The sequence below is a fragment of the Dyella koreensis genome, assembly GCF_044904565.1.
In the GTDB taxonomy this organism is placed as follows: domain Bacteria; phylum Pseudomonadota; class Gammaproteobacteria; order Xanthomonadales; family Rhodanobacteraceae; genus Dyella_D; species Dyella_D koreensis.
Map to the genome: position 1 here is coordinate 1,353,873 of NZ_JADIKD010000012.1, position 25,581 is coordinate 1,379,453.

Here is a 25,581-nt window from a genome sequence, read left to right on the forward strand (position 1 = left end):
CCATGCCGTAGAGGCGTATGCGCACCAGCCGCTACTAGGCGCGCAATACCGCGATGCCAAGCGCGGCAAACGGTGCAGTCGCCTCCTCAGGCGTATCCCGCTCCACCACGAGGGTGTTGGCCGCCGTCGCCTGCGCAATCACATACGGCGACGCGGCGTTGATCTTCTCCGCCGAGGCCAACACCACCACTTCCGCCGCGCGTTCGACGAGCGCGCGCTTGACGTAAGCCTCTTCCAGATCGCCCGTGCTCAAACCGGCAGTGGGATGCACACCGGTGACGCCCATGAAGTACACATCGGCGCGAATATGGTTGATGGCTTCGATGGCTGCGGCGCCCACAGCCACCACGGAATGCTTGAACAGGCGCCCGCCGATCATCACCACCTCGATGCCGGGGTGATCCACCAACTCCACCGCGATGCTCGGACTGTGCGTGACCACCGTGGCCTGCAGCGTCGCCGGCAGATGCCGCGCCAACTGCACGCACGTTGTGCCGCCATCGATGATCACCACCTGCCCCGGCAGGATCATCTCCGCCGCCTTGCGCGCGATGGCGGATTTCGACTCCGTGCTGATCTGCTCCCGATGCGCGAAATCCGCGGCAGCCGGCGACGACGGCAAAGCACCGCCATGCACCCGCTGCAACAATCCTTCCGCCGCCAGCTCGCGCAGGTCACGGCGGATGGTGTCCTCGGAAACCCCGTACTCCTCGCTCAGGGACTTGGCGATCACCTGTCCGTCCCGCTTGAGGGCGGTGAGGATGGCTTGCTTGCGATGGCTGGTCAGCATGGCATTTGCACGAAATTCATTGACATTGCACGAAACTGCACGATACGGTATTTGGCACTCCCTGACAACGCTGATTCGCGCCAGATCCTCGCGACGAAGCTTCTGCTCCCTCCCCTGCTCGCGACGCGAAGCTAGTCCCGTGGGACAGGGGAGGGCTGGGGAGGGGTAAGCCCTTGAGAAAGCGCCTCGGGCGAGCTTGTCTCAAGAGTTCACCCCCTCCCAACCTCCCCCTGCAAGCAGGGGGAGGAGCCAAAAGCCCAAAGCCGTGACTCCCGCGCGACTCACGCCTTCCACAAGAGCCACCACCATGACCCAAACCGCCGAACGCATCCGCGTCATCGAAAGCCAGGTGCTATCCAACGACTGGTACCTGCTGAAGAAAACCATCTTCGACTACCGCCGCGCCGACGGTACCTGGCAGCGCCAGCAGCGCGAAACCTACGACCGCGGCAACGGCGCCACCCTGCTGCTGTACCAACCTGCGCAACGGCGCGTGGTACTCACCCGCCAGTTCCGCTTCCCCGCCTTCGTCAACGGCCACGACGGCATGTTGGTGGAAGCCCCCGCCGGCCTGCTCGACCACGCCACACCCGAGCAACGCATCCGCGCCGAGGTGGAAGAAGAAACCGGCTACCGCGTGGGCGACGTGCGCAAAGTGTTCGAAGCCTTTATGAGCCCCGGCTCCGTCACCGAGAAACTGCACTTCTTCGTCGCCGAATACGACGCCACAGCCAAAGTCAGCGACGGTGGCGGCCTCGAAGCAGAAGGCGAAGACATCGAAGTGCTGGAGCTGCCCTTCGACGACGCACTGGCCATGGTCCGCCGCGGCGAAATCGTCGACGGCAAAACCATCATGCTGCTGCAGTACGCCGCCATACACATCTTCCCTACGCGCGAGCACGCGCCATGACGCCGCAACTCATCCTTATCGCCGGCCCCTACCGCAGCGGCACCGATGGCGATCCCGACAAAATCGCCCGCAACCTGCAAGCACTGGAGCGCGCCGCACTCTCCGTCTACCAACGCGGCCACGTGCCCGTGATCGGCGAATGGCTGGCCCTGCCGCTCGCACGCGAAGCCGGCTCCACCACACCCGGCGACGCCATCAGCGAAGCGTTTCTCTACCCAGTCGCGCATCGCCTGCTACGTTGTTGCGATGCTGTGTGGCGCATTGCAGGCGCATCCAAAGGCGCGGACGAGGATGTGCGCGTGGCGACGGAGTTGGGCTTGCCGGTGTATCGAGCGCTGGAAGAGTTGCCGGCGTAACGCCGATGGCGCTGCGTTTACGTTGCATGCATGCCGTTGCAACGAAACGCTATCGGCACATCACACGCTGAAAGATGAGTCGCGAGCCAAGGGGCAAACGCCCCCGACCCGCTGACCATGACAAGCGCCTAGAGCCCGCCATGGCTGCGCGCGAAGATACGGGAGAGTGCGCCCCTTATCTTTTACGCATCTCACAGTTAGGGCATCGCTTCGCGCATCGGCGCGCAGATGTCGGAATAGCGCCACATCACAAAGTGACGTAGCTCACATGCATAACAGCGACAGCTCACGCGCAGATCATCAAACCCACCTGCGCTATCGCTTCGCGAATGCGAGACTCCGGCCTGTCGTTACCTGTTTCACCCATGTTCCCCGAACAGGTAACGACCGCGACGAAGCAGTAGAGACGCGAGCCAAGGGTGCAGCAACACCCCTGACCCGCTAACCACAACCAACTAACGGAGAGTTGTCATGGCTAACAGCGATGATACGGCACCCGCACGCACGTATCTCCCCTCTGCCACCCCACCGCACCGTCCGCAATGGATGACAAAGCGAGTGGAAAATTCTGCCGCACCACGACACACGAAACCCACCGGCAGATTGAACGCAGCCAGCGCGCTGCGTGGGCCGCTCATTGACTAAAGCCTGAGAGGGCGTGGTTTCGTCGTGCGTTGAAAACGGCGCGGGGCAGCTTTGCGGCGGCAAACGCAGGGGTGTCTCGCGTCGCCTAACTGTTGCCACTGCAGGGCTGATCACGCCCCGAATAAAGTCAGCAAGTGATGTGTGTTCCTGGCAACCGCTGCCTGGGCTTTTTCTATACGTGCCGGCTCGGCGCCCTGCTTGACCAGCGCGTGCCCTACATCAATGAGTGAGCGCCCCACCCCTGCGGCAAGTTCAATGACACGATGTTTCACAAAGCGCGACGCGTAACCCGTCGCCTCGGCGAATTGCTGCCAGTCATCGACGCTGATTTCGTCGATGCGCGCCGCGTGACCGATGCTGAGGGCTGGCTTGCGATCGACCATGCGTTCGGAAATCGCGATGGTGGGTACCAGATCGTAGAACGGCGCGAGGCGGCGTGTGCCGTTCGGAGCGCATAGCAGTGCCAGATTCTTGGCGTGCGCATCGGCATTGCCGATGACGGCGTTGAAGGTGACCCAATCAAGAAAGGTTTGCAGAGCCGCAGGGCCTAATCGCAGTTGTTGGCGAAGCAGTTGTGCGCACATGGTCAGTGTCGGGCCACCGTTTGCTTCGTACTTGTGCTCACCGGGATAACCCAGCGCCTGGCAAAAGTCTTCCTGGTGCAGGCGCATGCGTTGGCCATGCTCGTCGACGTGACGATCGTAGCGCTCGATCAGCAGTGCCTTGTGCCCCGCCACCGTCACGATGGATGAGGAGGCAACCACCAAACCTACCGATCGCGCCAGTGCGAGGCCAAAGGCTTCGAAATCACGCAAACCACGAATGCGCAAACTATCGGGCTTGAGGATGTGCGTGGTGATTTCACCTATGCCAGGGAGTCGAATGGCTCCATCTGCGCCAAGCACTACAGCGATCTTGTCCTGCGCACCAGCGAGCGACAACCTGCGCGGCGTACCGATAAGCGCCAGCGATGCTTCGCCGGTGTCATCGCCTTGTGCCGCGAGCAGAGCTTCGAGATCCAACACCGAGTCATCATGCGGCGTTGTCTCGACACGGGGCGGCACAATGCTGACGGCGCCCGCGCACTCGCCACCTATAGCCGCTAACAGGGCAAAATCGTCCCACACAGGAATGCGTAAGCGCGATGCGATGGCTTCGCGCACGGGGCCTTCGGGCAAGAGATTGCCAAACCAATTGCGAGCCGTTGCACCGGCAAACGGTTCGGTCCGCAGCGGCAAGCTCACCGATAACGCGACTGGCTGCAGGGAATGGAGGTAGTCGGCGTCATACGTAAAGAGCCAATCCTCGGGCGCGCGAACTTCCCCCGTCATGGTCAACGTGCCGACGTGGCGATCAAATAGCCGGACGTGGAGTGTGTCGGTCATGACGGATCGCCGTTCACGCTCAAGCGCAAACCAAGCACCGCCAGCACGGCAACCACCTTGTTCATAGCCACGCTTGGCTTACCTCGCTCCAATTCGCTGATAAAGCGCAGCCCTGTCCCTGACAAACCGGCCAGTTGTGTCTGGGTCAACCCATGGCGAAGCCGTGCCTCTCGCACAGCGTGTGCGATGACCTCAATATCGGACGGCGTATCGATATTTTTTCCCGATCGGGAAAATTGGGTATTCATAGAGGCGCACGGAGGAAATTTATCCCGATCGGGATAATTTCCTCATTTCCGGCCTAAGTCAAGCAGTTTTTTCCCGATCGGGAAATTTGAGCTTCAGCACGGCGGTAGGGCTACCTATCTGGAACCAGGAGGAGGTGCGCCTGATGACCAAAACAAAAACGCCCCGCGATGCGGGGCGTTGATTGCTGCCAGACAAAGAAGATCAGGCAAACGGATCATCCAACACAATCGTGTCATCACGATCCGCGCCGGTAGCGACCAGCGCCAAACGGCAACCCGACAACTCTTCCACCGCGCGCAGGTATGCGCGCGCCGCGGCGGGCAGCTTGTTCCAGTCGCGGATGCCGGCGGTGGATTCTTCCCAACCCGGGAATTCGAGGTAGACGGGCTTGCACTCTTCCCAGCCGTCCGCGTCGAGCGGGGCCAGTTCGCGGCGCTTGCCGCGGTATTCGTAGGCGATGCAGACCTTGATGGTTTGCAGGCCGTCGAGGACGTCGAGCTTGGTGATGGCGAGGCCGTTGATGCCGTTGATCTGCACGGCGCGCTTCAGCGCGACGAGGTCAATCCAGCCGCAGCGGCGCGGGCGGCCGGTGCTGGCGCCGAATTCATTGCCGACCTTGCGCAGGCGCTCGCCCATCTCGTCGTTCAATTCGGTGGGGAACGGGCCGCTGCCGACGCGGGTGGCGTAGGCCTTGCAGATGCCGAGCACGTAGTCGATGTCGTTGGCGCCCACGCCGGTACCGGCGAGCGCGCCGCCGACGGTGGTGTTGGACGAGGTGACGTACGGGTAGGTGCCGTGGTCGATGTCGAGCAATGCGCCCTGCGCGCCTTCAAACAGGATGTTGCCGCCGTCGCGGCGCACGTCGTGCAGGATGGTGGCGACGTCGTCGACCATCGGGCGGATGAAGTCGCCGTAGGCGAGCGCGTCGTCCAGCACCTGCTGGTATTCGACCGGCTCGGCCTTCAGCCACTGGGTGAGGATGAAGTTGTGGTACTCGACGGCGGCCTTGATCTTCTCGGGCAGCTCATGCGGGTACATGAGGTCGGCGACGCGGATGGAGCGGCGGGCGACCTTGTCTTCGTAGGCCGGGCCGATGCCGCGGCCGGTGGTGCCGATGGCCGACTTGCCGGCGGCGATTTCGCGCGCCTTATCCACGGCGATGTGGTACGGCATGATCAGCGGGGTGGCCGGGCTGATCTTGAGGCGCGGACGCACGTTGACGCCCTGCGCTTCCAGCTCTTCGATCTCCTGCTTGAGCGCGGCCGGCGACAGCACCACGCCGTTGCCGATCAGACACAGCGCGTCGTCGCGCAGGATGCCCGAGGGGATCAGGTGCAACACGGTCTTTTTGCCCTTGATGACCAGCGTGTGGCCGGCGTTGTGGCCGCCCTGGAAGCGCGCCACGGCGCCCACGCGTTCGGTCAGCAGATCGACGATTTTGCCTTTGCCTTCGTCGCCCCATTGCGCGCCAAGTATTACGACTGACTTGCCCATGATCTTCTCGCTCATTTGACTAGGCCCCATCGGGAGGCCGGAGTGATGTGAAAACAAAAATCCGTGGCAGCGGCGTCAATGCACCAGCTGCAAAAACAGCAACCCGGCCACCATGGCCACCGCGCCGAAAATCCGCAGGCGGTTCGGCTCCATCTTCAGCGCCTCGCGCACCATGGTTTGCCAACTGCGCGGCGCGGCGAAGAGCACCAGGCCTTCGATCACCAGCACCAGACACAAGGCAGCGGCCAAATCATGCGACATCGATAGTGACCGTTTAGCGCTTGCTGTTGCCGTCGTTGAAGTAACGCAGGAACTCGGAATCCGGCTTGAGCACGAGCACGCCCTTGCCGTCTTCGAACGACTTACGGTACGCGCCGAGGCTTCGATAAAACGCGAAGAACTCCGGATCCTGGCCGTAGGCCTGGGCGTAGATCGCCGCGGCCTGGGCGTCGCCCTCACCGCGCACCTTGGCGGCGTCACGCTCGGCGTCGGCGATCAGCACCTGGCGCTGGCGATCGGCGTCGGCCTGGATGGTTTCGGCGGCCTGCTGGCCGGTGGAGCGCAGTTCGTTGGCCAGCTGCAGGCGCTCGGCGCGCATGCGCTTATAGACGGACTCGCTCACTTCGTCCGGCAAGTCGATACGCTTGATGCGCACGTCGACCACGGCAATACCGAGACTCTTGCGCGCGGTGCTGTCGGTCTGCTTGCGCACGCGCTCGGTGATGTCCTTGCGTCCGCCGGAGATCAGCTCTTGCAGGGTGCGGGCGTTGAACTCGAAGCGCAGCGCATCCTTCACGATCGGCGTGAGGCGGTTGGCGGCTTGCAGCTCGGAGCCGGCGGTGGCGCGGTAGTACTCCGCGTTGTCGGCGATGCGCCACTTCACGTAGAAGTCGACGTTGACGCTCTTCTTCTCGGAGGTGAAGTAGCGCTCGGGCTGCGCTTCCAGGGTGAGGATGCGGTTGTCGAACAGCAGCGCCTGCTGGATCAGCGGCACCTTGAAGTGCAAACCGGGGGTGTCGCCGGTGCGCACGATGCGGCCGAACTGCAGCACGAGGGCGCTCTGCCCTTCATGCACTACGAACATGCTGTTGTAGCCAAGCAGCACGGCCAGCACGACGAGAATGCCTGCAAAGAATTTCATGGCTGCTTCTCCTTGCCGGTGGTGCTATCCACATTGCCGGAGGACTGCATCACCGCCGGCAGATCTTTGGCGGCGGCGCGGTCGAGCGGCAGGTAGATCATGTTGCGGCCGCCGGTGCCGTCCAGCACCTTGGGATTGTTGGACATCACGTCCTCAACGGTTTCCAGCCACAGGCGGCGGCGGGTGACCTCCGGCGCGGCGTGGTACTCCTTGAGAATCAGATTGAAACGGCTGGCATCACCGGTGGCGCGAGCGACGCGCTCGGCGCCGTAACCCTGGGCCTGCGCGGCGATGCGCGCGGCTTCACCGCGAGCGACCGGCACAACCTGGCTGGCGTAGGCACGGGCCTTGTTCTCGGTGCCCTGCTTGTCTTCGCGCGCAGCGTTGACGTCGTCGAAAGCGTCCTTCACTTCCTGCGGTGGCGAGACGTTCTGGAAGCTCACGTCGGTAACGGCGAGACCGGAGTCGTAGCTGTTCAACGTGGCTTGCAGGATTTCGCGCGTCTGCTGTTGCAGGGTGTCGCGGGTCTGCGCGGCGGCGGCGGTCTGCGTCACGGCGGCCTGGGCGGCGACGACCGGTGTGGCAGCGGTCGAGGCAACGGCCGGCGTTGCGGTCACTGCTTCCGCGCCCGGGCTGGTGAGGATGTTGTCCATCACGTTGGCGCCCACCACCGAACGCACGGCGGCCTCGGCGGCCTGGCGCAGGGTGTCTTCCGGCGCACCGCTGACGGAGAACAGATATTTACGGGCGTCGGAGACCTGGTACTGCACGTTGAAGTCGACCGAGATGATGTTCTCGTCGCTGGTCAGCATGCGCACCTTGTCGGAAACCGAGCGGACCTCGGTCGTGCTGACCTTGGAGACGGTCTCGATCGGACGCGGGAGCTTGAAGTGGAAGCCCGGGCCCAGCGTGCGCGAGTACTGGCCGAAGCGCAGTACCACCGCAGCCTGGCGGGCGTCGACGATGGTGTAGCTGCTGAGCAGCAGCGAGGCCAACAGCAGTGCGACAACAATGGTGAGTACACCACCGGGGCCGCCACCCAGCCTGGACAGGCGGGCTTTGAGTTGCTTGAGCAGGTCGTCCAGACCCGATTTACCGCCGGTCGGGCGATTTTTGCCCCAGGGGTCGCGCTGCCCGTTATTACCGGGTTCGTTCCAGGCCATTGTCAGTCTCCTTGAGGCCGCTGGGAGGCCGGCAACATCGGCCGGAAAACACCTTGGTCGGAATAGAACATGGTGGCGAGTCGTGTCGTGGCAAGGGTGTCGCCCGGCACGGAAGCGGCACAAACAGCGGGCATTCTATCAGACCATGCCCGGGGAGTCGTGCCGCGGAGCGCCTCTTGTAGGAGCCCACCCTGTGGGCGATAGCCCGCGATAGAGGGCCGGGGCATACTCAAAAAAAGCGCCCCTTACGGTCCGCATCGCGCACAGGGTGCGCTCCTACAGGGTGGCGTCTTGTTCGAGGGGGCCGAGGAGGTCACGCAGCAATGCTGCCTCGGCCGGGCTGCCGCCACTGAGTGGCGCGATGACGCTGCGCGGCGCGTCGATGCGCAAACGCCAGCCCTCTTCGTCCACGTCTTCGCTGGCGATGGCGCCGGCGGCCTTGAGACGGGCATGCAAACGGCCGGCCGTAAGGGGCAGGCGCAGTTCGGACTGCACGCGCACGCCGCCGAGCAATTCGCCCAGCGCCTGGCGCAGCAGATCGAGGCCAACGCCGGTGGCCGCGGAGAGCCATACGGTGACCGGACGGCCTTCGGCATCGCGATCGATGCGCGGCTCGGTGCCAGCGAGGTCGATCTTGTTCATTACGCGCAACTGCGGCACGTCGCCGGCGTCGATTTCCTCCAGCACGCGGTCAACCACGCGATGGAGGTATTCGCGCTCATCGTCGGCGGCGTCGCTGACGTGCAGCAGCAGGTCGGCGTCGCGCGCTTCGGCGAGGGTGGCGCGGAACGCGGCGACGAGGTCATGCGGCAACTCGCGGATAAAGCCCACAGTGTCCGCCAGCACGGTCGGGCCGCAGCTGAGGTCGTCCAGCTTGCGTACGGTGGGATCGAGTGTGGCGAACAGCAGGTTCGCGGCGAATACCTCACCGGAAGTTAGCGCATTGAATAGCGTGGACTTGCCTGCATTGGTGTAGCCCACCAGGGCCACGCGCGGCACCGTGTTGCGCAGGCGCGCGCGACGCTGCTGACCGCGCTGCACCTGCACTTTTTCCAGGCGCTTGGTGAGCATCTTCACGCGCTCGGCGAGCAGGCGGCGGTCGGTTTCCAGCTGGGTTTCGCCGGGGCCGCGGTTGCCGATGGCGCCGCCGCGCTGGGCGTCCAAGTGGGTCCAGCCGCGCACCAGGCGGGTGGCGATGTGCTTGAGCTGGGCCAGCTCCACTTCCAGCTTGCCTTCGTGCGAGCGGGCGCGCTGGGCGAAGATGTCCAGGATCAGGCCGGCGCGATCCACCACGCGGACCTTGAGGTGTTTTTCGAGGTTGCGCTCCTGCACCGGCGACAGCGTGTGGTCGACCAACACTAGGTCGGCCTCTAACGCGCGGGCCATCTCGGCCACTTCGTCTGCCTTACCAGTGCCGATGTAATAGCGCGGGTTGGGATCTTCCACACGAGCCGCGATGCTCCCCAGCACCTCGGCGCCGGCGGATTTCACCAGCTCAGCGAATTCTTCGGCACGGCGCACAGTGTCGCCTTCGCCACGGGAATGCGGGAGCACGAGTACGGCGCGCTCGCCTTTCTTTTGTCTATCGAACACTGAGCTGGGATGACCTATGCGAAGAGCCCCGGCATCGAACCGCGAAGCGGCCAAGGCGGAGCTGAGAGTGTAGTGGCACACGCCAAGCCGCAGGGCTTTCGCCCCGCGGCCTCTACCACATGGTCATTCCTGGCCCTGAATCAACCTTCCGTATCGGAAGTGACCGGGGCATCGACGTGCCCGTCGTGGCCGTTGCCCATCCGCACGTTGCGGCTCGGCACCACGGTGGAAATGGCGTGTTTGTAAACCATCTGGCTGACCTGGTTGCGCAGCAGGACCACGAACTGGTCGAAGGACTCGATCGTCCCCTGCAGCTTGATGCCGTTGACCAGATAGATGGCGACCGGGACGCGCTCGCGGCGCAATGCGTTCAGAAATGGATCTTGCAATGACTGCCCTTTGGACATTTGTTGTTCTCCCCTCGCAACGGACGGGCCGGAGAAAAGACGCACGCAGCGTCCCGGCCCAAGGCGCAGGAATATTAACCACTTTTAAATCGTTGATGAAAGGGCATTTGCGCGTCAAAAGCCAGCTGTGCACGGACTTGTGAAGACGATGCAAAGATTTCCGGTAAGGGCCCACCCTTGGGCGAAAGCCCTGCAAAGCAGAGCCCATTCAAGCGCCCGCGAAAACCACGGCCCTCTCGGGCCGTTTCGCCCACAGGGTGGGCTCCTACCGGGGGTTTCCCAGGAATAGGTTCAGCGCGTCGATGGCGCGCGCTTCAAGGCCGGGCAAGTCAGGGTCGAAGGTCCGCGCATCCAGCTCACCGCGCAACCAGGTGATCTGGCGCTTGGCAAGCTGGCGGGTGGCGAACACTCCGCGGTCGCGGAATTCAGCGGCGCTGGTCTGGCCATCCAGATGTTCCCAGGCCTGGCGATAGCCCACCGCGCGGATGGCCGGCAGGTCGGCATGCAGATCGCCACGCGCGCGCAGGCGGCGCACTTCATCCAGAAAACCCTGTGCCAGCATGGCGTCGAAGCGTTCGGCGATGCGCGCGTGCAGCGGCGCCCGATCGGCGGGCAACAGCGCCAGCTTGAGTACTCGCCATGGAAAGCGCTCGCCGTTGCCGCCTTGCTGCTGCTCGGAAAGCGGGCGGCCGGTGAGTTCGATCACCTCGAGCGCGCGCTGGATGCGCTGGGCGTCGTTGGGACCGATGCGCGCCGCGGCGGCGGGATCGAGCTGCCGCAAGCGCTCATGCAAAGCAGGCCAACCGAGCCTGCCCGCCTCTTCCGTCAGCCGTTCGCGAATCGCGGCATCGGCCTCAGGCAGGCTGGAGAGTCCCTTGTGCAGTGCGCGAAAGTACAAACCCGTGCCGCCTACCAGCAACGGCACCCTGCCCCGGGCCGTGATGGCCTGCATCGCCGCCAGCGCATCGGCGCGGAAATCCGCCGCCGAGTACGGCTCCGCCGGATCGCGGATATCGATCAGGGCGTGGGGATAGCGCACCAGCGTGGCGGCATCCGGCTTGGCCGTGCCGATATCCATGCCGCGATACACCAGCGCGGAATCCACACTCACCAGCTCCACCGGAAAGCGCTCGCTCAGCGCGCAGGCCAATGCCGTCTTGCCCGAGGCTGTCGGTCCCATCAGGAAAATGGCGGGGTGACGCGAGTCGGCAGACATCGGGGCTCTCGGAGGGGCTCAAGGTGACGCCGGGTGTCAGGCTGTCATAAGGAACAAAATCTAGAATTGGCTCAACCATGCCGCATAGGCGGAATGGGCACGTGCCTTGCTTCGTATTTTGGACGAGAATCCAGAGGTCTTCCACGATGACCCCGTGATTTGGTTATCCGACGAAGCTGATTGAGGTTGGGGGGAATGAAGTGAGCACACGCAAGTACATGGCGGCTGACCCTGGCGAGCGCACCGGCGCTCCGTCATCCGGGGCGGTGGCAGAGCACGCCAAAGACCACGACGCGACCAAGCCGCCACTGTGGCACAAGGACAACCCGGGGTTCTGGTTGGCCGTGTGTGTCGCCCTGAGCGCGGTGTTCGCGCTCGTCTATACCGCACTGCGCTGACCACGCCCCGTTTCGCCGCCACCCGGCGACTGCCGGGTGTGACATAGCCGAATCTCCTGCCGCTTCGCTGAAACAGCCCGCATACGACTGGCCTCCCTTTTTGCGCGAGGCCTATGGATGCAAGAACAAAAGGCGGGCTCTCGAAAGAACCCGCCATGCAGAAGCGAATCAGCAGCGACTTACTTCGCCGGCACGCCCAGTTCCTTTAGCAAGTGCGGCGCCGGATAGACCTTATCCATCAGCCATCGCATGTAGCGCATGTCGACGTGGATGGCGCGCTTATAGCGCGGGTCGAACATCCAACTGGCGCTCACCGCCTCCCAGTTGCTGTCGAAGTTGAGACCGACCAGCTCGCCCTTGGCATTGAGCACCGGTGAACCGGAGTTGCCGCCCGTGGTGTCGAGATTGCTGAGGAAGTTGACCGGCATGACGCCGGACTTCGCATCCAGATAGCCCTTGTAGTCGCCCTTGGCGATGGCGTCGAGCAAGGGCATGGGCGCATCGAACGGTTCTTCGCCGGTGTTCTTCTCGACGATACCTTCGGTGCTGGTCAGCGGGGTGTAGTTCACCGCATCACGCGCCTTGAGCGGGGTGACCTTGCCATAGCTCACGCGCAGGGTGGAATTGGCGTCCGGATACACCGCGCGGCCCTGCTGTTCGCGATAGGCAATCAGCGCCTGCATATAAGCCGGGCGCAGACGCAGCAGATCGCCTTCGCGCGACTTGCGCTGTTCGTCGATGCGCAGCAGCGCGGGTTGCAGCTGTGCGGCGAGTTTGAGTAGCGCGTCATCGGACTTGGTCACGTCGGCGGGCGCGGCTTTCAGCCAGGACAGGCGTTGTGCTTCGTCACCGAGCTTGGTGGCACCGTAAACGCGATCCAGCGCGGCGGCGAGTTCCGCGGGTGTGTGGCCGAAGGCGGCATCGAATTCGGGTAGTCGCTGCGCATCAGGCAACTGCTGATAGCGCGCGAGTAGCGCGGTAAGCAGGCGCTTCTCCACGGTCGGATCGTAGCGGCGCTGCACTTGGCGCAGCATGCCGGCGATCAGGTCTTCATCGCGCTGCTGAAAACTCGTTTCGCGCTGCGCATCGGGCTTGACGCGTTCGTAGGCAAGGCGCTGCAGGCTGATGGCCGAGCGCATCAGCTGGGTTTGCGATTGCATCAATGCGAACAGCAGATCGCGCTCGCGCGTCGCGTTGCCTTCAGCGATCACCTTTGCAGCGGCTGCGATCTCCGGGTTCAACGTCTTCGCGCTGGGCTGCTTGTCGAGCCAGGCAAGCATGGCGGTTTCATCCTTACGGCGGATGCTGACCGCATCGCTGCGCTTGAGGCCATCCAGTTCGCCGCTGAAGCGCTTGATGCCGTTCTTCAGCGATTGCAGCTGCGAGGCGTAGCGGATCGAGGCCTGTTTGTCGGTCTTGCCGGCCTCTTCGATCACGCCCTGCAGTTGCTTCATCACTTCCACCGATTTGAGCAGGCGCCACTGCACCTGGTCAGCGAACTCCGTCGCTGTGCGGTGGCGGTACGTGATGCCGGGGTAGCCGGCGAGCATGACGAAGTCGCCTTCGCTCACGCCCTGGCTGGCGATCTGCAGATGCGCTGGCGGCGTGTAGGGCTTGTTGTCCTTAGAGTAGTCGGCCGGCTTACCGTCCGGGCCCACGTAGGCGCGCAGCACGGTGAAGTCGCCGCTATGGCGCGGCCACACAAAGTTGTCCACTTCGTCGCCGTAGTTGCCGATGGCGCGCGGCGGCGCATAAACCAGGCGCACGTCGCGCAGCTCCAACTGCTTCACCAGATAGAAGTCGCGGCCGTAGAACATGTTGACCACGCTGCAGCGATACCCAGCCTCGCGCTCGCACTCGGCGACCAGCGATTTGCTGGCGGCGTCGACAGCGTCGTAATAGGCACGCCCGGTCTTGCCTTTGGCCTCGGCCAGCACCTTGTCGGTGACTTTGTCGAAGCCGGTGGTGACGCGCAGGCGGAAATCTGGATTGGCCGGCAGCTCCTGCGAGCGGTCGGCGGCCACATAGCCGTTCTGGATCAGGTCGCGTTTCGGGTTGCTGTTGTACTGGATCACGCCGAAGGCCACGTGGTGGTTGGTAAGCACGAGGCCTTCGCGGCTGACAAAGGCGCCAGTGGCGCCACCCACTTTGACCACCGCGCTGAGCGGCGGCTTGGTCAGGTCGGCCAGATCGGCCGGATTGCCCTGGAAGCCGGCGGCGCGCAGCTGCCTGGCAATATCCGGCAACTGGGACGGCATCCACATACCCTCGTCAGCCTGGGCGGTGGGCGCCATGGCCATCGCCACAGCCATCCACATTGTCTTCAATCGCATTCGTTTCCCCTGTGGGTCGTCGCAGAAACTTGCGACCATAGAACGAAGCCGCCGGGCCGGCAACGCTGCACCGCACGAAGACGGCGGGCTAGGCACCCACTCTATAATTGGCGTTTCCCCGCCCCGTAGCCGATGGACGTCCCATGCCGCAGATGATGAAAGCCCTGGTCAAGCGCAAGCCCGAGCAGGGCATCTGGATGGAAGAAGTGCCCATGCCGGAGGTCGGCCCCAATGAGGTGCTGATCAAGATGGAGAAGACCGCGATCTGCGGTACCGATCTGCACATCTACAAGTGGGACGAGTGGAGCCAGCGCACGATCAAGCCCGGCCTGACCATCGGCCACGAGTTCGTCGGCCGCATCGTCGAAATCGGACCCGGCGTGACCGGCTACAAGATCGGTGATCGCGTCTCCGCGGAAGGCCATATTGTGTGCGGCCACTGCCGCAACTGCCGCGCAGGTCGTCAGCACCTGTGCCCCAACACGGTGGGCATCGGCGTGAATCGCAATGGCGCGTTCGCCGAGTACATGACCATGCCGGCTTCGAATCTGTGGCCGATCCCGGACCAGATTCCATCCGAGCTGGCCGCCTTCTTCGATCCCTACGGCAACGCCGCGCACTGCGCGCTGGAGTTCGACCTGATCGGCGAAGACGTGCTGATCACCGGCGCCGGCCCGATCGGCATCATCGCTGCTGGCATCGCCAAGCATGTCGGTGCGCGCAACGTGGTGGTGACTGACGTCAACGACTATCGCCTGAAGCTGGCCGCCGATATGGGCGCCACGCGCGTGGTGAATGTGGCGAATCAGTCGCTGAAGGATGTCGTGAAGGATCTGCACATCGAAGGCTTCGACGTGGGCCTGGAGATGAGCGGCAACCCGCGCGCCTTCAACGACATGCTCGAGTGCATGTACCACGGCGGCAAGATCGCCATGCTGGGCATCATGCCCAGGGGCGCAGGCATCGACTGGGACAAGGTGATCTTCAAGGGCCTCACCCTGCAGGGCATCTACGGCCGCCGCATGTACGAGACCTGGTACAAGATGACCCAGATGGTGCTCACCGGCTTCCCGCTGCAGAAGGTGCTGACCCATCAGATCCACATCGACGATTTCCAGAAGGGCTTCGACCTGATGGATGCCGGCCATTGCGGCAAGGTCGTCTGCTCCTGGCTGTAACCGCTGCCTGAAGCGCCCCATGACTCCCTCGCCAAATGGCGTAGGGAGTCATGCAGAAAAGTCTCATGCACGAGTAAACTCCTCCCGCGGCCGGCAAACAGGTCAGGGTTAGGAAGGGTGCGGCCCAGCCGCATGCCGTCGGGTCGCGACATCGACGGAGCATCACCTGCATGGCAGACCAACATCCCCCTGGCAGTTCCCGGCTGGCCGCCGGGCGCGAACGCGCCCTCAAGGTTTATCGCTCCCATCGCGTGCGCAAGACGCTGCTGATCCTGTTGATCGTGCTGGTGGTGTTTGGGCTGTTCGGCTTTTTCGCCGGGCCCTCGATCATCAAGAGCCAGGTAGAGTCGCGCGCCACTGCCGCACTGGGCCGCCCGGTGACGCTGGGCAAGGTGCACCTGAATCCCTATACGCTGCGGCTGGATGTCGACCAGCTGCATATCGGCGAACCCGACGGCAAGTCGCCCTTCGTCGACATCGACCGGCTGACGGTGAATACCTCGTGGACGTCGCTGTTCCGGCTGGCACCGGTGCTGGATGAGCTGAGCCTGCAACACCCGCAGATCCATATCGCACGCACGGGCGAGCAGAAGTTCAATTTCTCCGATCTGATCGATCGCTTCGCCTCCAAGCCGACTGACCCGAATGCACCGCCCGCGCGTTTCGCGTTGTCCAACATCAGCGTGCATAACGGCGACATCCAGTTCGATGACCAGGTAGCGCAGGCTAAGCATCGCATCGAGCAATTGGAAATAGGGATTCCGTTCCTCGCCAACCTGCCCAGCAGCACCGATGTATTCGTGCAGCCATTGCTGGCCATGCGGGTGGACGGCAGCCCGGTGCGCATCGAAGGCCAGACCAAGCCGTTCGCCAACAACCGCGAATCCACCATCGCTTTCCAGCTCGACCGCTTCGACCTGCCGCGCTATCTGGGCTATGTGCCTACGCAACTGCCTGTCGCCATTCCGCAAGGCCTGCTCAGCGGCAAGCTGGATCTGCATTTCGTGCAGGCGCAGCCGACGCCGCTGGTGGAGCTCACCGGCAACCTGCAACTGGATAACTTCACGCTCAACAGCAGCAAGCAGGAACCGATCGCCAAGCTGGTCCGCGGCACCGCGGATCTGACTGACGTGCAGCCGCTGGTATCGCGCTACCACCTGGGCGCGGTCAAGTTGGATCAGGCACAGCTCTATTACACCGCGGCTGCCGGTGGGCACAGCAACTTCGACACCCTGCTCGCTCCTTCCGCACCTGCCGAGGCGGACAAGAAAGCGCCACCGATGGATCTGCGCATCGCATCCCTGGCGCTTGGCGGCAGCGCCATCCACTACACCGACGCCGAGCAGAACAAGCTCGACCTCGCCAATCTGCACGGCAATTTGCAGGGACTCAGCATGCTGGCCGCACCGCCGGCCAGGATGGATCTGGCCGCGCAATTGTTCGGCGGCGACATCAACGCCAAGGGTACGCTGGATCTGGCCGCCACCAAACTCAAGACCGCACTGGACCTGAAGCAGGTCGATATGGTGCCGCTGCAAGCGATGGCCGGCTCAGCCATGGCGGCACGCGCTGCCAAGGGTAAGCTGGATGCCAACGGCCAGATGGAGTTGAACTGGGGCAAGGTGGTGAATGTGCACCTCGCACCGGCACACGCCACCGTCACCGATTTCGCGCTCGCATCGCCCGGCAAGGCACAGGCAACGCCGGTGGCCTGGAGCAAACTGGAAGCCGATATTACACAGATCGATCTGGCCAGCCGCCAAGCCCAGCTCGCCAGCCTGATCGCGACGGGCATGCAGCTGGATGTGCAACGCAGCGCCAACAACGTCATCAGCCTGACCACCTTGTTCGCGCCACCCAAGGGCACGCCGCGTGCACCCGCGAAAGGTGACAGCGGCCCCGCGTGGCAGTGGAGCATCGGCCATCTGGGTATCGAGAATGGTTCGGTGCGGTTCACCGATCACGCAGCGGGTGGTGACAAGCCAGCGCTGGTGGTGGTCCAGTCGCTCAAGGGCGGCATCGACGATCTGAATGACAAGTTCAACCAGCAGCGCAACCTCAAGCTCGAAGGCAGCGTTGGCAAAGGCAGCTTTTCGACAGCGGGCAAGGTACAGCTGTCGCCGGCGACAGCCGACGTCGACCTGAGCACCAAGCAGCTGGATATCGCGACGTTCGCGCCCTACATCAGTGTGCCGCTGAACGTGGTGATCTCCAGCGCCCGCATCAGTAGCAAGGGCAGATTGCATTTCGACGGCCGCAGCGCGCAGCCCAAGATGACCTACAAAGGCAGCGCCTCACTCGAGCGCGTGCGCGTACAGGACAAGATCACCGGCGACGACTTCATGCGCTGGAGCTCACTGGCCGGTTCCAACCTGGACGTGAGCTATGGCAGCGGCCCACCGCGCATGCACGTTGGCGCGCTGGTGCTGAATGCGTTCTACGCCCGCATGATCATCAACGCCAATGGCCGCCTCAACCTTTCCGACGTGGTGGCCAAGGGCGAGGCTGCGCCGGTGTCAGTGACCCGCGCGGAGAACAACGCGCCGGCCGCACCCAAGCCACAAACACCGGCTCCCGCACAGGCGGCGGCGACAGCCCCCACCGCGCCGGCGGCACCCGCAGCGGATATCCGTATCGGCCAGATCACGCTGGTGAACGGTCAGCTCAACTACACCGACAACTTCATCAAGCCGAACTACACCGCCAACCTGACCAAGCTCACCGGCAAGATCGGCGCGTTCGGCACGGCAGCGGGCGGCCCTCCAGCGGACCTGGCGGTACAGGCTGCGCTGGACGACAACTCACCGGTGGATATCAACGGCACCGTCAACCCGCTGGCGCCGGTTGCCTTCCTCGACATCACTGGCAAAGCCAACGACGTGGAGCTGACCCGGCTCAGTGCCTACTCCAGCAAGTACACCGGCTATCCGATCACCGAAGGCAAGCTCACCGTCGATGTCCACTATTTGCTGGATCAGGGCAAGCTCAACGCCGACAACCATATCTTTATCACCCAGTTGACGTTCGGCGATCGCATTGAAAGCCCGGGCATCTCGCATCTGCCGGTGAAGCTGGCGGTGGCCCTGCTCAAGGACACCGACGGCAATATCGACGTGAACGTGCCGGTGTCGGGTTCGCTGGACGATCCGCAGTTCAGCATGGGCGGACTGATCTGGCGCGCCATTGGCAACCTGATCGTCAAGGCCGTGACCTCTCCGTTCCGCTTGCTCGGCTCCGCCTTCGGAGGCGGTAGCCACGAAGACCTGGGCTATGTGGAATTCGAGCCCGGTTCGGCCGTGCTCACCGCAGCGGACAAGGAAAAACTGACCAAGGTCATCGACGTACTCAACAAGAAGCCAGCGCTTACCCTCGACATCATCGGCCGTACCGATCCGTCCAAGGACGAGGCAGGCCTGCGTAAGGTCACCGTGGACAACATGGTCCGCCGCGAGAAGGTCCTCGACGACGGTGGCAAGAACGCTGACACCTCCGACGAGGCACTCGCCGCAGCGTCGATTACGCCCGACCAGTACGAGCATTACCTGCGTCGCGCCTACAAGCACGCCGATGTCACCAAACCGAAGGACTTCATCGGACTGAACAAGTCGCTCGAACCCGACGACATGCGCAGCCTGATGGAGACCAACGTGAAAACCGACCAGGCCGCCATGCACGACCTGGCCCAGCACCGCGCCGCCGCCGTGCAGGCCTGGCTCAAGGGCAAGATCGACGATAAGCGTTACGGGTTGAAGGATCCCAAGCTCACCGCCGAGGGGATCGACGACAAGGGCAAGACCACACGAGTGGATTTCGGCTTGCACTGAGGACCCGCAAGAGAGCCCCTCCTGGACCAGGAGGGGCCCAGACGGTTTTCTGATCGCCCGTAAAAGCTCACAATCGGCACTTTCCTTCCCCAGGGCCGATCTCCATGAGCTACTCCGCCAAGGCACGCTACGCCGCCGAACTCGAATCCATCCGCGAGCAGGGTCTGTTCAAGGCCGAACGCGTGATCACCTCGCCGCAGTCGGCCGAGATCGAGCTGGAGGGCGGGCGCAAGGTGCTCAACTTCTGCGCCAACAACTACCTTGGCCTGGCTGATCATCCCGAGGTGATCCAGGCGGCGAAGGACGCGCTGGACAGCCATGGTTTCGGCATGGCTTCGGTGCGCTTCATCTGCGGCACGCAGGATCTGCACAAGCAGCTGGAGAAGAAGATCGCCGAGTTCTTCGGCACCGAGGACACCATCCTCTATGCCGCCTGCTTCGATGCCAACGGCGGTCTGTACGAGCCACTGCTGGGCGAAGAGGACGCGATCATTTCCGATGCGCTCAATCATGCATCGATCATCGACGGCATCCGCCTGTGCAAGGCCAAGCGTTTCCGTTACGCCAATTGCGATATGGCGGATCTGGAGAAACAGCTGCAGGACGCGGATGCTGCCGGCGCGCGCACCAAGCTGATCACCTCCGACGGCGCGTTCTCCATGGATGGCTTCATCGCCCCGCTGGACCAGATCACCGCATTGGCAAAGAAATACAACGCCATGGTGCATATCGACGAATGCCATTGCACCGGCTTCCTCGGCGATACCGGCCGTGGGTCGGCCGAGGTGAATGGCGTGATGGACAAGATCGATATCTTCACCGGCACCTTGGGCAAGGCACTGGGCGGCGCACTGGGCGGCTTCACTACGGGCCGCGCCGAGGTGATCGAGATGCTGCGTCAGCGCTCGCGTCCGTACCTGTTCTCCAACTCGCTGCCGCCGCATGTGGTGGCCGCGGCAATCAAGGTGTTCGACATGCTCGCCAACGCGGGTGACCTGCGCCAGCGCGTACAGGAGAACACCCGCTATTTCCGCGAACAAATGACCAAGGCGGGTTTCGATATCAAGCCTGGCGTGCATCCGATCGTGCCGGTGATGGTCTACGACGCCAAGAAGGCGCAGGCGATGGCCACCGCACTGCTGGATGAGGGCATCTATGTCACCGGTTTCTTCTATCCGGTGGTGCCGCAAGGCCAGGCGCGCATCCGCACACAGATGAGCGCGGCGCATACACGTGAGCATCTGGATCACGCCATCGCTGCGTTCACCAAGGTCGGGCGCGCGCTTGGGGTGATTAGCTAAAGCAAGGAACAGGGAGCGGACAGGCATCACGCCTCCGTTCCCTGCTTCCATCTTCAGGGGAGTCGACTCAGTTCCTGTCGGTAGCGCCAGCTTTCGGTGGTCGACGACTGCACTGCATCAGCGAAGTCGCGCAACGCGGCTTCGTCGCCGGCAAGCAAGGCGGCGATATCTTGCTCGAAACGGTCGTAGCTGGCCCAGTCTTCGCGAGACACCATCAGCATGTACTGCGGCGTGTCGCCGCCGGTGACCAACCGGTACCAGGTGTGCGCCGGCGCGGCCGCATTACCAGCCAGCGCTTTATGTACCGCCTGGATCGCACGTTCGAAGCGCGGCTCCATACCGGGACGCAAGTGGAAATGAGTGACTTGCACCACGGCACTCGGCTTACGGTTTTCAAGCGGCGTGCCGGTGCTGAAGTTGCGTAGCAGGACGTAGGTGGGCCGCCCCATAGGCGTGGCGTACGGCGCTACCGTAGCGTGGAAATCGGTGCCATCGTCGGCCACATCGACCCGGTGGTCGAAGGCTGCGAACGGCTCGCCTACGTTGGCATCGACGAAATAGCCATCACGCTCACCATCCTCGATGGTCCAGCCATACCAGACCAAGGGATCATGATGTGCCTTGTGCCAATCCAGATGCCGGCGGTAGCCGTCCTCGAACTGGGTCGTCGCGCCAGGGACCATGCGATAAACGAAGAAATGGGCAACGTTGCCTTGCACAGCCCAGGCTGGCGATGCCAGCAGCAGCGTCAGTGCAAACACGAGTGAGCGATGAGGCATGGGAATCCTGATGGGCGGCGTTAAACCGGGATTCTCGACTTGCTGCCCCGACACGACCATGCGAATCTTTTTCATCCCCCGACAAAAGTTTTTTGTCTCCTCCAAGGCACGACGCATGAACGTGGAACTGCGTTACCTGCATGCCTTTCGCGCGGTCTGCGAAGCCGGCAGCCTGCGCGCCGCGGCGGCCACACTGCACCGCACCGAGCAAGCCGTGAGCTACCAGTTGCGCAAACTGGAAGAAGCACTGGGCATGCCATTGTTTCATCGCGGGAGCGGCCGCCTCGTTCCCAACCCGGCCGGCGAACGGTTGCTGCTGTTCTGCCGCGACATGGGCAGGGACTGGGCCAAGCTGCATGAGGAGATCCGCGATGCCACGCTGCCGATGGAGCCGCTGCGTATCAGTGCAGTGAGTGGATATGGACGCTACGAATTGCTGCCGTTGTTTCGCAATGGCCCGCTGGCGGATATCCCCATTCACATGCGCTACCCCACGGCCGACGAGGTTGTGCATCAGGTGGAATCCGGCGCCTGCGATCTGGGCTTTGTCCATCTGATGCGAACGCATGAGCGCCTCAGTCTGACGCCAGTGGGCATGGAAGAAATCGTGCTAGTTACGGCGGCGCAGAACTCGCTGCCTCAACTCGATGCGACCTCGCTCAGCGAACTGACCTACATCACGTATGAGGAAAGCGACTACGTCTTCGCCACCTGGTTCACCCAGATACTCGGCATGAGTCCGGGCCGGTTGACCACCGCCGCTCATTTTGAGGAGCTGGAAGAAGTCATGGACTGGGTGGCTGCCGGTCGCGGCGTTTCCATTGTTCCCGCAGCCTGCGCTCTGGATTATGAGCAGCGCGGCGAGATCGTCGTCGTTCGCAAGCCCGACGCTCGATGCCACAACACGATTTACGCGGTGCTGGATTCATTGCATCGCCATCCCGCCATAGAGCGGACGCTGGCTGCAGTGAGAGAACGGACGTCTATTTACGAGTGAGGCTGGCTACTTCCTCGGGGCGCAGATGACGCCATTGCCCCTTCGCCAGATCGCCCAGGGGCAGATCACCAATGGCGACGCGAATCAGCCGTAGGACGCTAATACTATGCGCCGCGAGCAAGCGACGGATGTGTCGGTTGCGGCCTTCGTCGAGCACGACTTCCAGCCACGCGTTCTTTTCACCGCTGCGCAGCAGGGCGACGCGCTTGGCAGCCAGACGCTCACCCTCTTCCGTCACCCCTTCAATCAGGCGGTCCAGGACAGTCTGATCGGGAATGGCGTCGATCTGCACGTGGTAAGTCTTGTCCACGTGGTGCTTCGGCTCAGTCAGCTGTGCAGCCCATACACTGTCGTTGCTCAGCAGCAGCAAGCCCTCGCTGGCTTTATCCAGCCGCCCTACCGGACCTAGCCAGGGCAGGCCTGCAGCCTTGAGCAGGTCGTATACGGTGTCACGCCCGCGTTCGTCGGCAGCGCTGACCACGATGCCACGTGGCTTGTTCATTGCCACATAGACTCGCTGCACCGCACCTACCGTCTCGCCGTCGAAAAGAATGCGTTGACGCGCTGGATCGGCAGGCCGCTCGGGGTCGAGCACGACACGCCCATCCACGCTCACTCTGCCCTCGCGAATCGCTTTCTCGGCCTGGCTGCGCGAACAGACACCCAGCTTGCTGAGCACGCGGGCCAACCCGTATCGCTGCGTAGCACCGGGCGAACCCGTCGACGAGGGACGGAGCGGACGCATTCTCAACAACCTGCCTCAAATTTCATGGGGCTATCGTGCCCGATTTATGCGTTGCCACAAAAGAAAAGCCCGGCTTTCGCCGGGCTTTTCAGTACGACCTTGCGGTCGATTACTGCTGGACCTGCAGCTCGGTGCGACGGTTGCGGGCGCGGCCGGCATCCGTGTCGTTGCTGTCGATCGGGTCGTTCTTGCCGTGACCGATCGGGCCTTCCAGGCGGCTGGCAGCCACACCGTGGGAGGTCAGGTAGTCGTACACGATCTGAGCGCGACGCTCGGACAGGCTCTGGTTGTAGGCGTCCTTACCGACGGAGTCGGTGAAGCCGGCAACCGTGACCTTGACCTGCGGGTAGCGGTTCAGGGTGTCCACAGCCTGGTCGAGGATGGCGATCGAGTCGGCGCTGGGCTCAGCCAAGGCCTTCTTGATGTCCTTCTCGCCCTTCTTCGGACGGTCGAACTTGAAGTTCACACCACGCAGGTCGATCACGACCTTCTGCGGGCAGCCGTCCGGACCGACGATGGTGCCAGCCGGAGTGTTCGGGCACTTGTCGTCGCAATCGTTCACGCCGTCGCCGTCGCTGTCCAGCTTGGAGCAGTCAGGAGCGGCCGGCGGCGGAGCCACGACCGGAGCGGCAGCCGGGGCACCGAAGCGCGAAACTACGCTGAAGCCCAGGAACCAGTCGCCGTAACCGTTCTTCTTGGGCTGGCTCTTGTCGTCCCAGTCGTAGCGGTAACCAGCTTCGGCACGGATGTCGGAGCTGTCGGTGATCGACTTGGACACGCCCACGCCCAGCTCGGCGGCCGGAGCCCAACCGTTGTTGAAGCGGTTCTTGTGGTAGCTGCCCATCACACCGGCGAGCAGGTACGGACGCCATGCATCCGCCGCGCCGAAGTAGTAACGAGCGGCCACGCCGAAGTTGTTGCTCGCCCAGTTGCCGCCACCGATCTTGCTATCGATATCGCGCTTGGTGCGGTCGATGAACAGGTCGATCGAGGTGTTCGGAGCAATGAACTTGCCCACGCCCAGGCCGTAATAGACCTGACGGCTGTTGGTGTTGCGGTCGGTATCGTTGTAGTAGCCGCCCACGGTCGGTGCGATGTACCAGCGACCGTCGTAGCTCGGCGTGGTCGCACCGGCAGTGTCCTGCGCGTGAACGGCACCCACGCCGCCCAGGGCCAGGGCAATCAGAAAATACAAGCCCTTACGATTCATCAGGTGTCTCCTCGTTTATTGGTTTTCGCGTCCGTTCCACCCCAGACGGAAATCGCGCGTCAGAACTTCAGGGTTCGACATACAGGGACCTTCAATGTCCCTTGCTTGACGTTCCTAACAGCAAGCGCGGCAGAGTGTAGCAAAACCGTTAAGTGATACGCACGCCCCCGAACATATAAACATGACAGCTTAAGTTTTTGGTGGGGTCTCGTTCAGGCAAAAAACCCCGCCGGACAAGGCCTAGACCCACCCATGCCCCCTGATTCCCAAAAGAAAAGCCCGGCTTTCGCCGGGCTTCTCAAGACGACCTTGCGGTCGATTACTGCTGGACCTGCAGCTCGGTGCGACGGTTGCGGGCGCGGCCGGCATCCGTGTCGTTGCTGTCGATCGGGTCGTTCTTGCCGTGACCGATCGGGCCTTCCAGGCGGCTTGCGTCGACGCCGTGGGTGGTCAGGTAGTTGTAGACGATCTGAGCGCGACGCTCGGACAGGCTCTGGTTGTAGGCGTCCTTACCGACCGAGTCGGTGAAGCCGGCAACCGTCACCTTGACCTGCGGATAGCGGTTCAGGGTGTCCACAGCCTGGTCGAGGATGGCGATCGAGTCGGCACTGGGCTCGGCCAGCGACTTCTTAATGTCCTTCTCACCCTTCTTCGGGCGGTCGAACTTGAAGTTCACGCCACGCAGGTCGATCACAACCTTCTGCGGGCAGCCGTCCGGACCGACGATGGTGCCAGCCGGAGTGTTCGGGCACTTGTCGTCGCAATCGTTCACGCCGTCGCCGTCGCTATCCAGCTTCGAGCAATCGGGAGCCGGCGGCGGAGCGGCCACCGGCGCGGCAGCCGGAGCCCCGAAGCGCGAGACCACGCTGAAGCCCAGGAACCAGTCACCATAGCCGTTCTTCTTGGGCTGGCTCTTGTCGTCCCAGTCGTAGCGGTAGCCAGCCTCGGCACGGATATCCGCGCTGTCGGTGATGGTCTTGGATACGCCCACGCCCAGTTCGGCGGCCGGTGCCCAGTCATTGTCGAAGCGGTTGTGGTGGTAGCTACCCATCACGCCGCCCAACAGGTACGGACGCCAGGCATCCCACGCGCCGAAGTAGTAGCGCGCAGCCACACCATAATTATTGTTCGACCACTTGCCGCCACCGATCTTGTTGTCGATGTCGCGCTTGGTGCGGTCGATGAACAGGTCGACCGACAGGTTCGGGGCGAAGAAGCGGCCCACACCCAGCCCGTAATAGATCTGCCGGCTGTTGGTGTTGCGGTCGGTATCGTTGTAGTAGCCGCCTACGGTCGGCGCGATGTACCAGCGGTCGTCGTAGCTGGACGTAGAAGTCGAGGGGGCCGAGGCGCCAGCGGTGCTGTCCTGTGCATGAGCGGCACCTACGCCGCCCAGGGCCAGCGCGATCAGGAAGTACAAGCCCTTACGTTTCATCAGGTGTCTCCTCAATTATTGGTTTTCGCGTC

22 protein-coding genes are annotated in these 25,581 nt (G+C 63.2%); 7 read left to right on the plus strand and 15 right to left on the minus strand.

The features are described from left to right. Positions 1-34: 34 nt before the first annotated feature. Positions 35-790, minus strand: coding sequence for a DeoR/GlpR family DNA-binding transcription regulator (locus ISS97_RS21150; protein WP_379984200.1), 756 nt, complete (start codon positions 788-790; stop codon positions 35-37). A 307-nt stretch (positions 791-1,097) separates the two neighbouring features. Here ISS97_RS21150 and ISS97_RS21155 point away from each other — a divergent pair, with 307 nt between their 5' ends. Beyond that, complete coding sequence (locus ISS97_RS21155) at positions 1,098-1,700, plus strand: NUDIX domain-containing protein (protein WP_379984199.1); 603 nt, start codon at positions 1,098-1,100, stop codon at positions 1,698-1,700. After that, positions 1,697-2,056 carry a hypothetical protein gene (locus ISS97_RS21160; protein ID WP_379984198.1) on the plus strand — a complete coding sequence of 120 codons (360 nt, stop codon included), beginning with the start codon at positions 1,697-1,699 and terminating at the stop codon, positions 2,054-2,056. Before ISS97_RS21155 ends, ISS97_RS21160 begins: the two co-directional genes overlap by 4 nt. Before the next feature lie 755 nt (positions 2,057-2,811). Here ISS97_RS21160 and ISS97_RS21165 read toward each other — a convergent pair. The 9 genes from ISS97_RS21165 to miaA form a co-directional block, all read right to left on the minus strand. Continuing rightward, positions 2,812-4,086: a type II toxin-antitoxin system HipA family toxin gene (locus ISS97_RS21165; RefSeq protein ID WP_379984197.1), complete on the minus strand. Its 1,275-nt coding sequence runs from the start codon at positions 4,084-4,086 to the stop codon at positions 2,812-2,814. Continuing rightward, complete coding sequence (locus ISS97_RS21170) at positions 4,083-4,334, minus strand: helix-turn-helix transcriptional regulator (RefSeq protein ID WP_379984196.1); 252 nt, start codon at positions 4,332-4,334, stop codon at positions 4,083-4,085. The genes ISS97_RS21165 and ISS97_RS21170 overlap by 4 nt, the downstream gene beginning before the upstream one ends. A gap of 202 nt (positions 4,335-4,536) precedes the next feature. Then, on the minus strand, positions 4,537-5,829 hold the full coding sequence (locus ISS97_RS21175; RefSeq protein ID WP_379984667.1) for an adenylosuccinate synthase: 1,293 nt from the start codon (positions 5,827-5,829) through the stop codon (positions 4,537-4,539). A gap of 75 nt (positions 5,830-5,904) precedes the next feature. Further along, a complete protein-coding gene (locus tag ISS97_RS21180) occupies positions 5,905-6,090 on the minus strand; it encodes a DUF2065 domain-containing protein (protein WP_379984195.1) in 186 nt (61 codons plus the stop codon). A 13-nt stretch (positions 6,091-6,103) separates the two neighbouring features. After that, the gene (gene hflC, locus ISS97_RS21185; protein ID WP_379984194.1) at positions 6,104-6,970 is read right to left on the minus strand and encodes a protease modulator HflC; all 867 of its coding nucleotides are present in this window, start codon (positions 6,968-6,970) and stop codon (positions 6,104-6,106) included. Beyond that, positions 6,967-8,133, minus strand: coding sequence for an FtsH protease activity modulator HflK (gene hflK / locus ISS97_RS21190; RefSeq protein ID WP_379984193.1), 1,167 nt, complete (start codon positions 8,131-8,133; stop codon positions 6,967-6,969). The genes hflC and hflK overlap by 4 nt, the downstream gene beginning before the upstream one ends. 276 nt (positions 8,134-8,409) lie before the next feature. Next, positions 8,410-9,726, minus strand: coding sequence for a ribosome rescue GTPase HflX (hflX, locus tag ISS97_RS21195; protein ID WP_379984192.1), 1,317 nt, complete (start codon positions 9,724-9,726; stop codon positions 8,410-8,412). Positions 9,727-9,866: 140 nt separating this feature from the next. Then, positions 9,867-10,133: an RNA chaperone Hfq gene (gene hfq / locus ISS97_RS21200; protein ID WP_379984191.1), complete on the minus strand. Its 267-nt coding sequence runs from the start codon at positions 10,131-10,133 to the stop codon at positions 9,867-9,869. 265 nt (positions 10,134-10,398) lie between these two features. Beyond that, positions 10,399-11,349, minus strand: coding sequence for a tRNA (adenosine(37)-N6)-dimethylallyltransferase MiaA (miaA, locus tag ISS97_RS21205; protein ID WP_379984190.1), 951 nt, complete (start codon positions 11,347-11,349; stop codon positions 10,399-10,401). 200 nt (positions 11,350-11,549) lie between these two features. Here miaA and ISS97_RS21210 point away from each other — a divergent pair, with 200 nt between their 5' ends. Then, positions 11,550-11,747, plus strand: a complete 198-nt coding sequence (locus ISS97_RS21210) for a hypothetical protein (RefSeq protein WP_379984189.1) — start codon at positions 11,550-11,552, stop codon at positions 11,745-11,747. Between the two features lie 179 nt (positions 11,748-11,926). Here ISS97_RS21210 and ISS97_RS21215 read toward each other — a convergent pair whose 3' ends face one another. Next, complete coding sequence (locus tag ISS97_RS21215; RefSeq protein WP_379984188.1) at positions 11,927-14,080, minus strand: S46 family peptidase; 2,154 nt, start codon at positions 14,078-14,080, stop codon at positions 11,927-11,929. A 143-nt stretch (positions 14,081-14,223) separates the two neighbouring features. Between ISS97_RS21215 and tdh the strand changes: the two genes are divergently transcribed. From tdh to kbl, 3 genes are all read left to right on the plus strand, one after another. Then, positions 14,224-15,258 carry an L-threonine 3-dehydrogenase gene (gene tdh, locus ISS97_RS21220; protein WP_379984187.1) on the plus strand — a complete coding sequence of 345 codons (1,035 nt, stop codon included), beginning with the start codon at positions 14,224-14,226 and terminating at the stop codon, positions 15,256-15,258. Positions 15,259-15,428: 170 nt separating this feature from the next. Then, positions 15,429-19,082 carry a DUF748 domain-containing protein gene (locus tag ISS97_RS21225; RefSeq protein ID WP_379984186.1) on the plus strand — a complete coding sequence of 1,218 codons (3,654 nt, stop codon included), beginning with the start codon at positions 15,429-15,431 and terminating at the stop codon, positions 19,080-19,082. Between the two features lie 104 nt (positions 19,083-19,186). Then, positions 19,187-20,383, plus strand: coding sequence for a glycine C-acetyltransferase (gene kbl / locus ISS97_RS21230; RefSeq protein WP_379984185.1), 1,197 nt, complete (start codon positions 19,187-19,189; stop codon positions 20,381-20,383). Between the two features lie 53 nt (positions 20,384-20,436). Here the strand turns inward: kbl and ISS97_RS21235 are convergent, their stop codons facing one another. Further along, positions 20,437-21,162, minus strand: coding sequence for a hypothetical protein (locus ISS97_RS21235; RefSeq protein ID WP_379984184.1), 726 nt, complete (start codon positions 21,160-21,162; stop codon positions 20,437-20,439). Between ISS97_RS21235 and ISS97_RS21240 the strand changes: the two genes are divergently transcribed. Beyond that, positions 21,161-22,159 (plus strand): LysR family transcriptional regulator, encoded by a 999-nt coding sequence (locus ISS97_RS21240; RefSeq protein ID WP_379984183.1) that lies wholly within the window; start codon positions 21,161-21,163, stop codon positions 22,157-22,159. The genes ISS97_RS21235 and ISS97_RS21240 overlap by 2 nt on opposite strands. Here ISS97_RS21240 and ISS97_RS21245 read toward each other — a convergent pair. From ISS97_RS21245 to ISS97_RS21255, 3 genes are all read right to left on the minus strand, one after another. Next, on the minus strand, positions 22,146-22,904 hold the full coding sequence (locus tag ISS97_RS21245; protein ID WP_379984182.1) for a pseudouridine synthase: 759 nt from the start codon (positions 22,902-22,904) through the stop codon (positions 22,146-22,148). The genes ISS97_RS21240 and ISS97_RS21245 overlap by 14 nt on opposite strands. Positions 22,905-23,013: 109 nt before the next feature. Beyond that, positions 23,014-24,114, minus strand: a complete 1,101-nt coding sequence (locus ISS97_RS21250) for an OmpA family protein (RefSeq protein ID WP_379984181.1) — start codon at positions 24,112-24,114, stop codon at positions 23,014-23,016. 319 nt (positions 24,115-24,433) lie between these two features. Then, positions 24,434-25,549, minus strand: a complete 1,116-nt coding sequence (locus ISS97_RS21255) for an OmpA family protein (protein ID WP_379984180.1) — start codon at positions 25,547-25,549, stop codon at positions 24,434-24,436. Between the last annotated feature and the right edge of the window lie 32 nt (positions 25,550-25,581).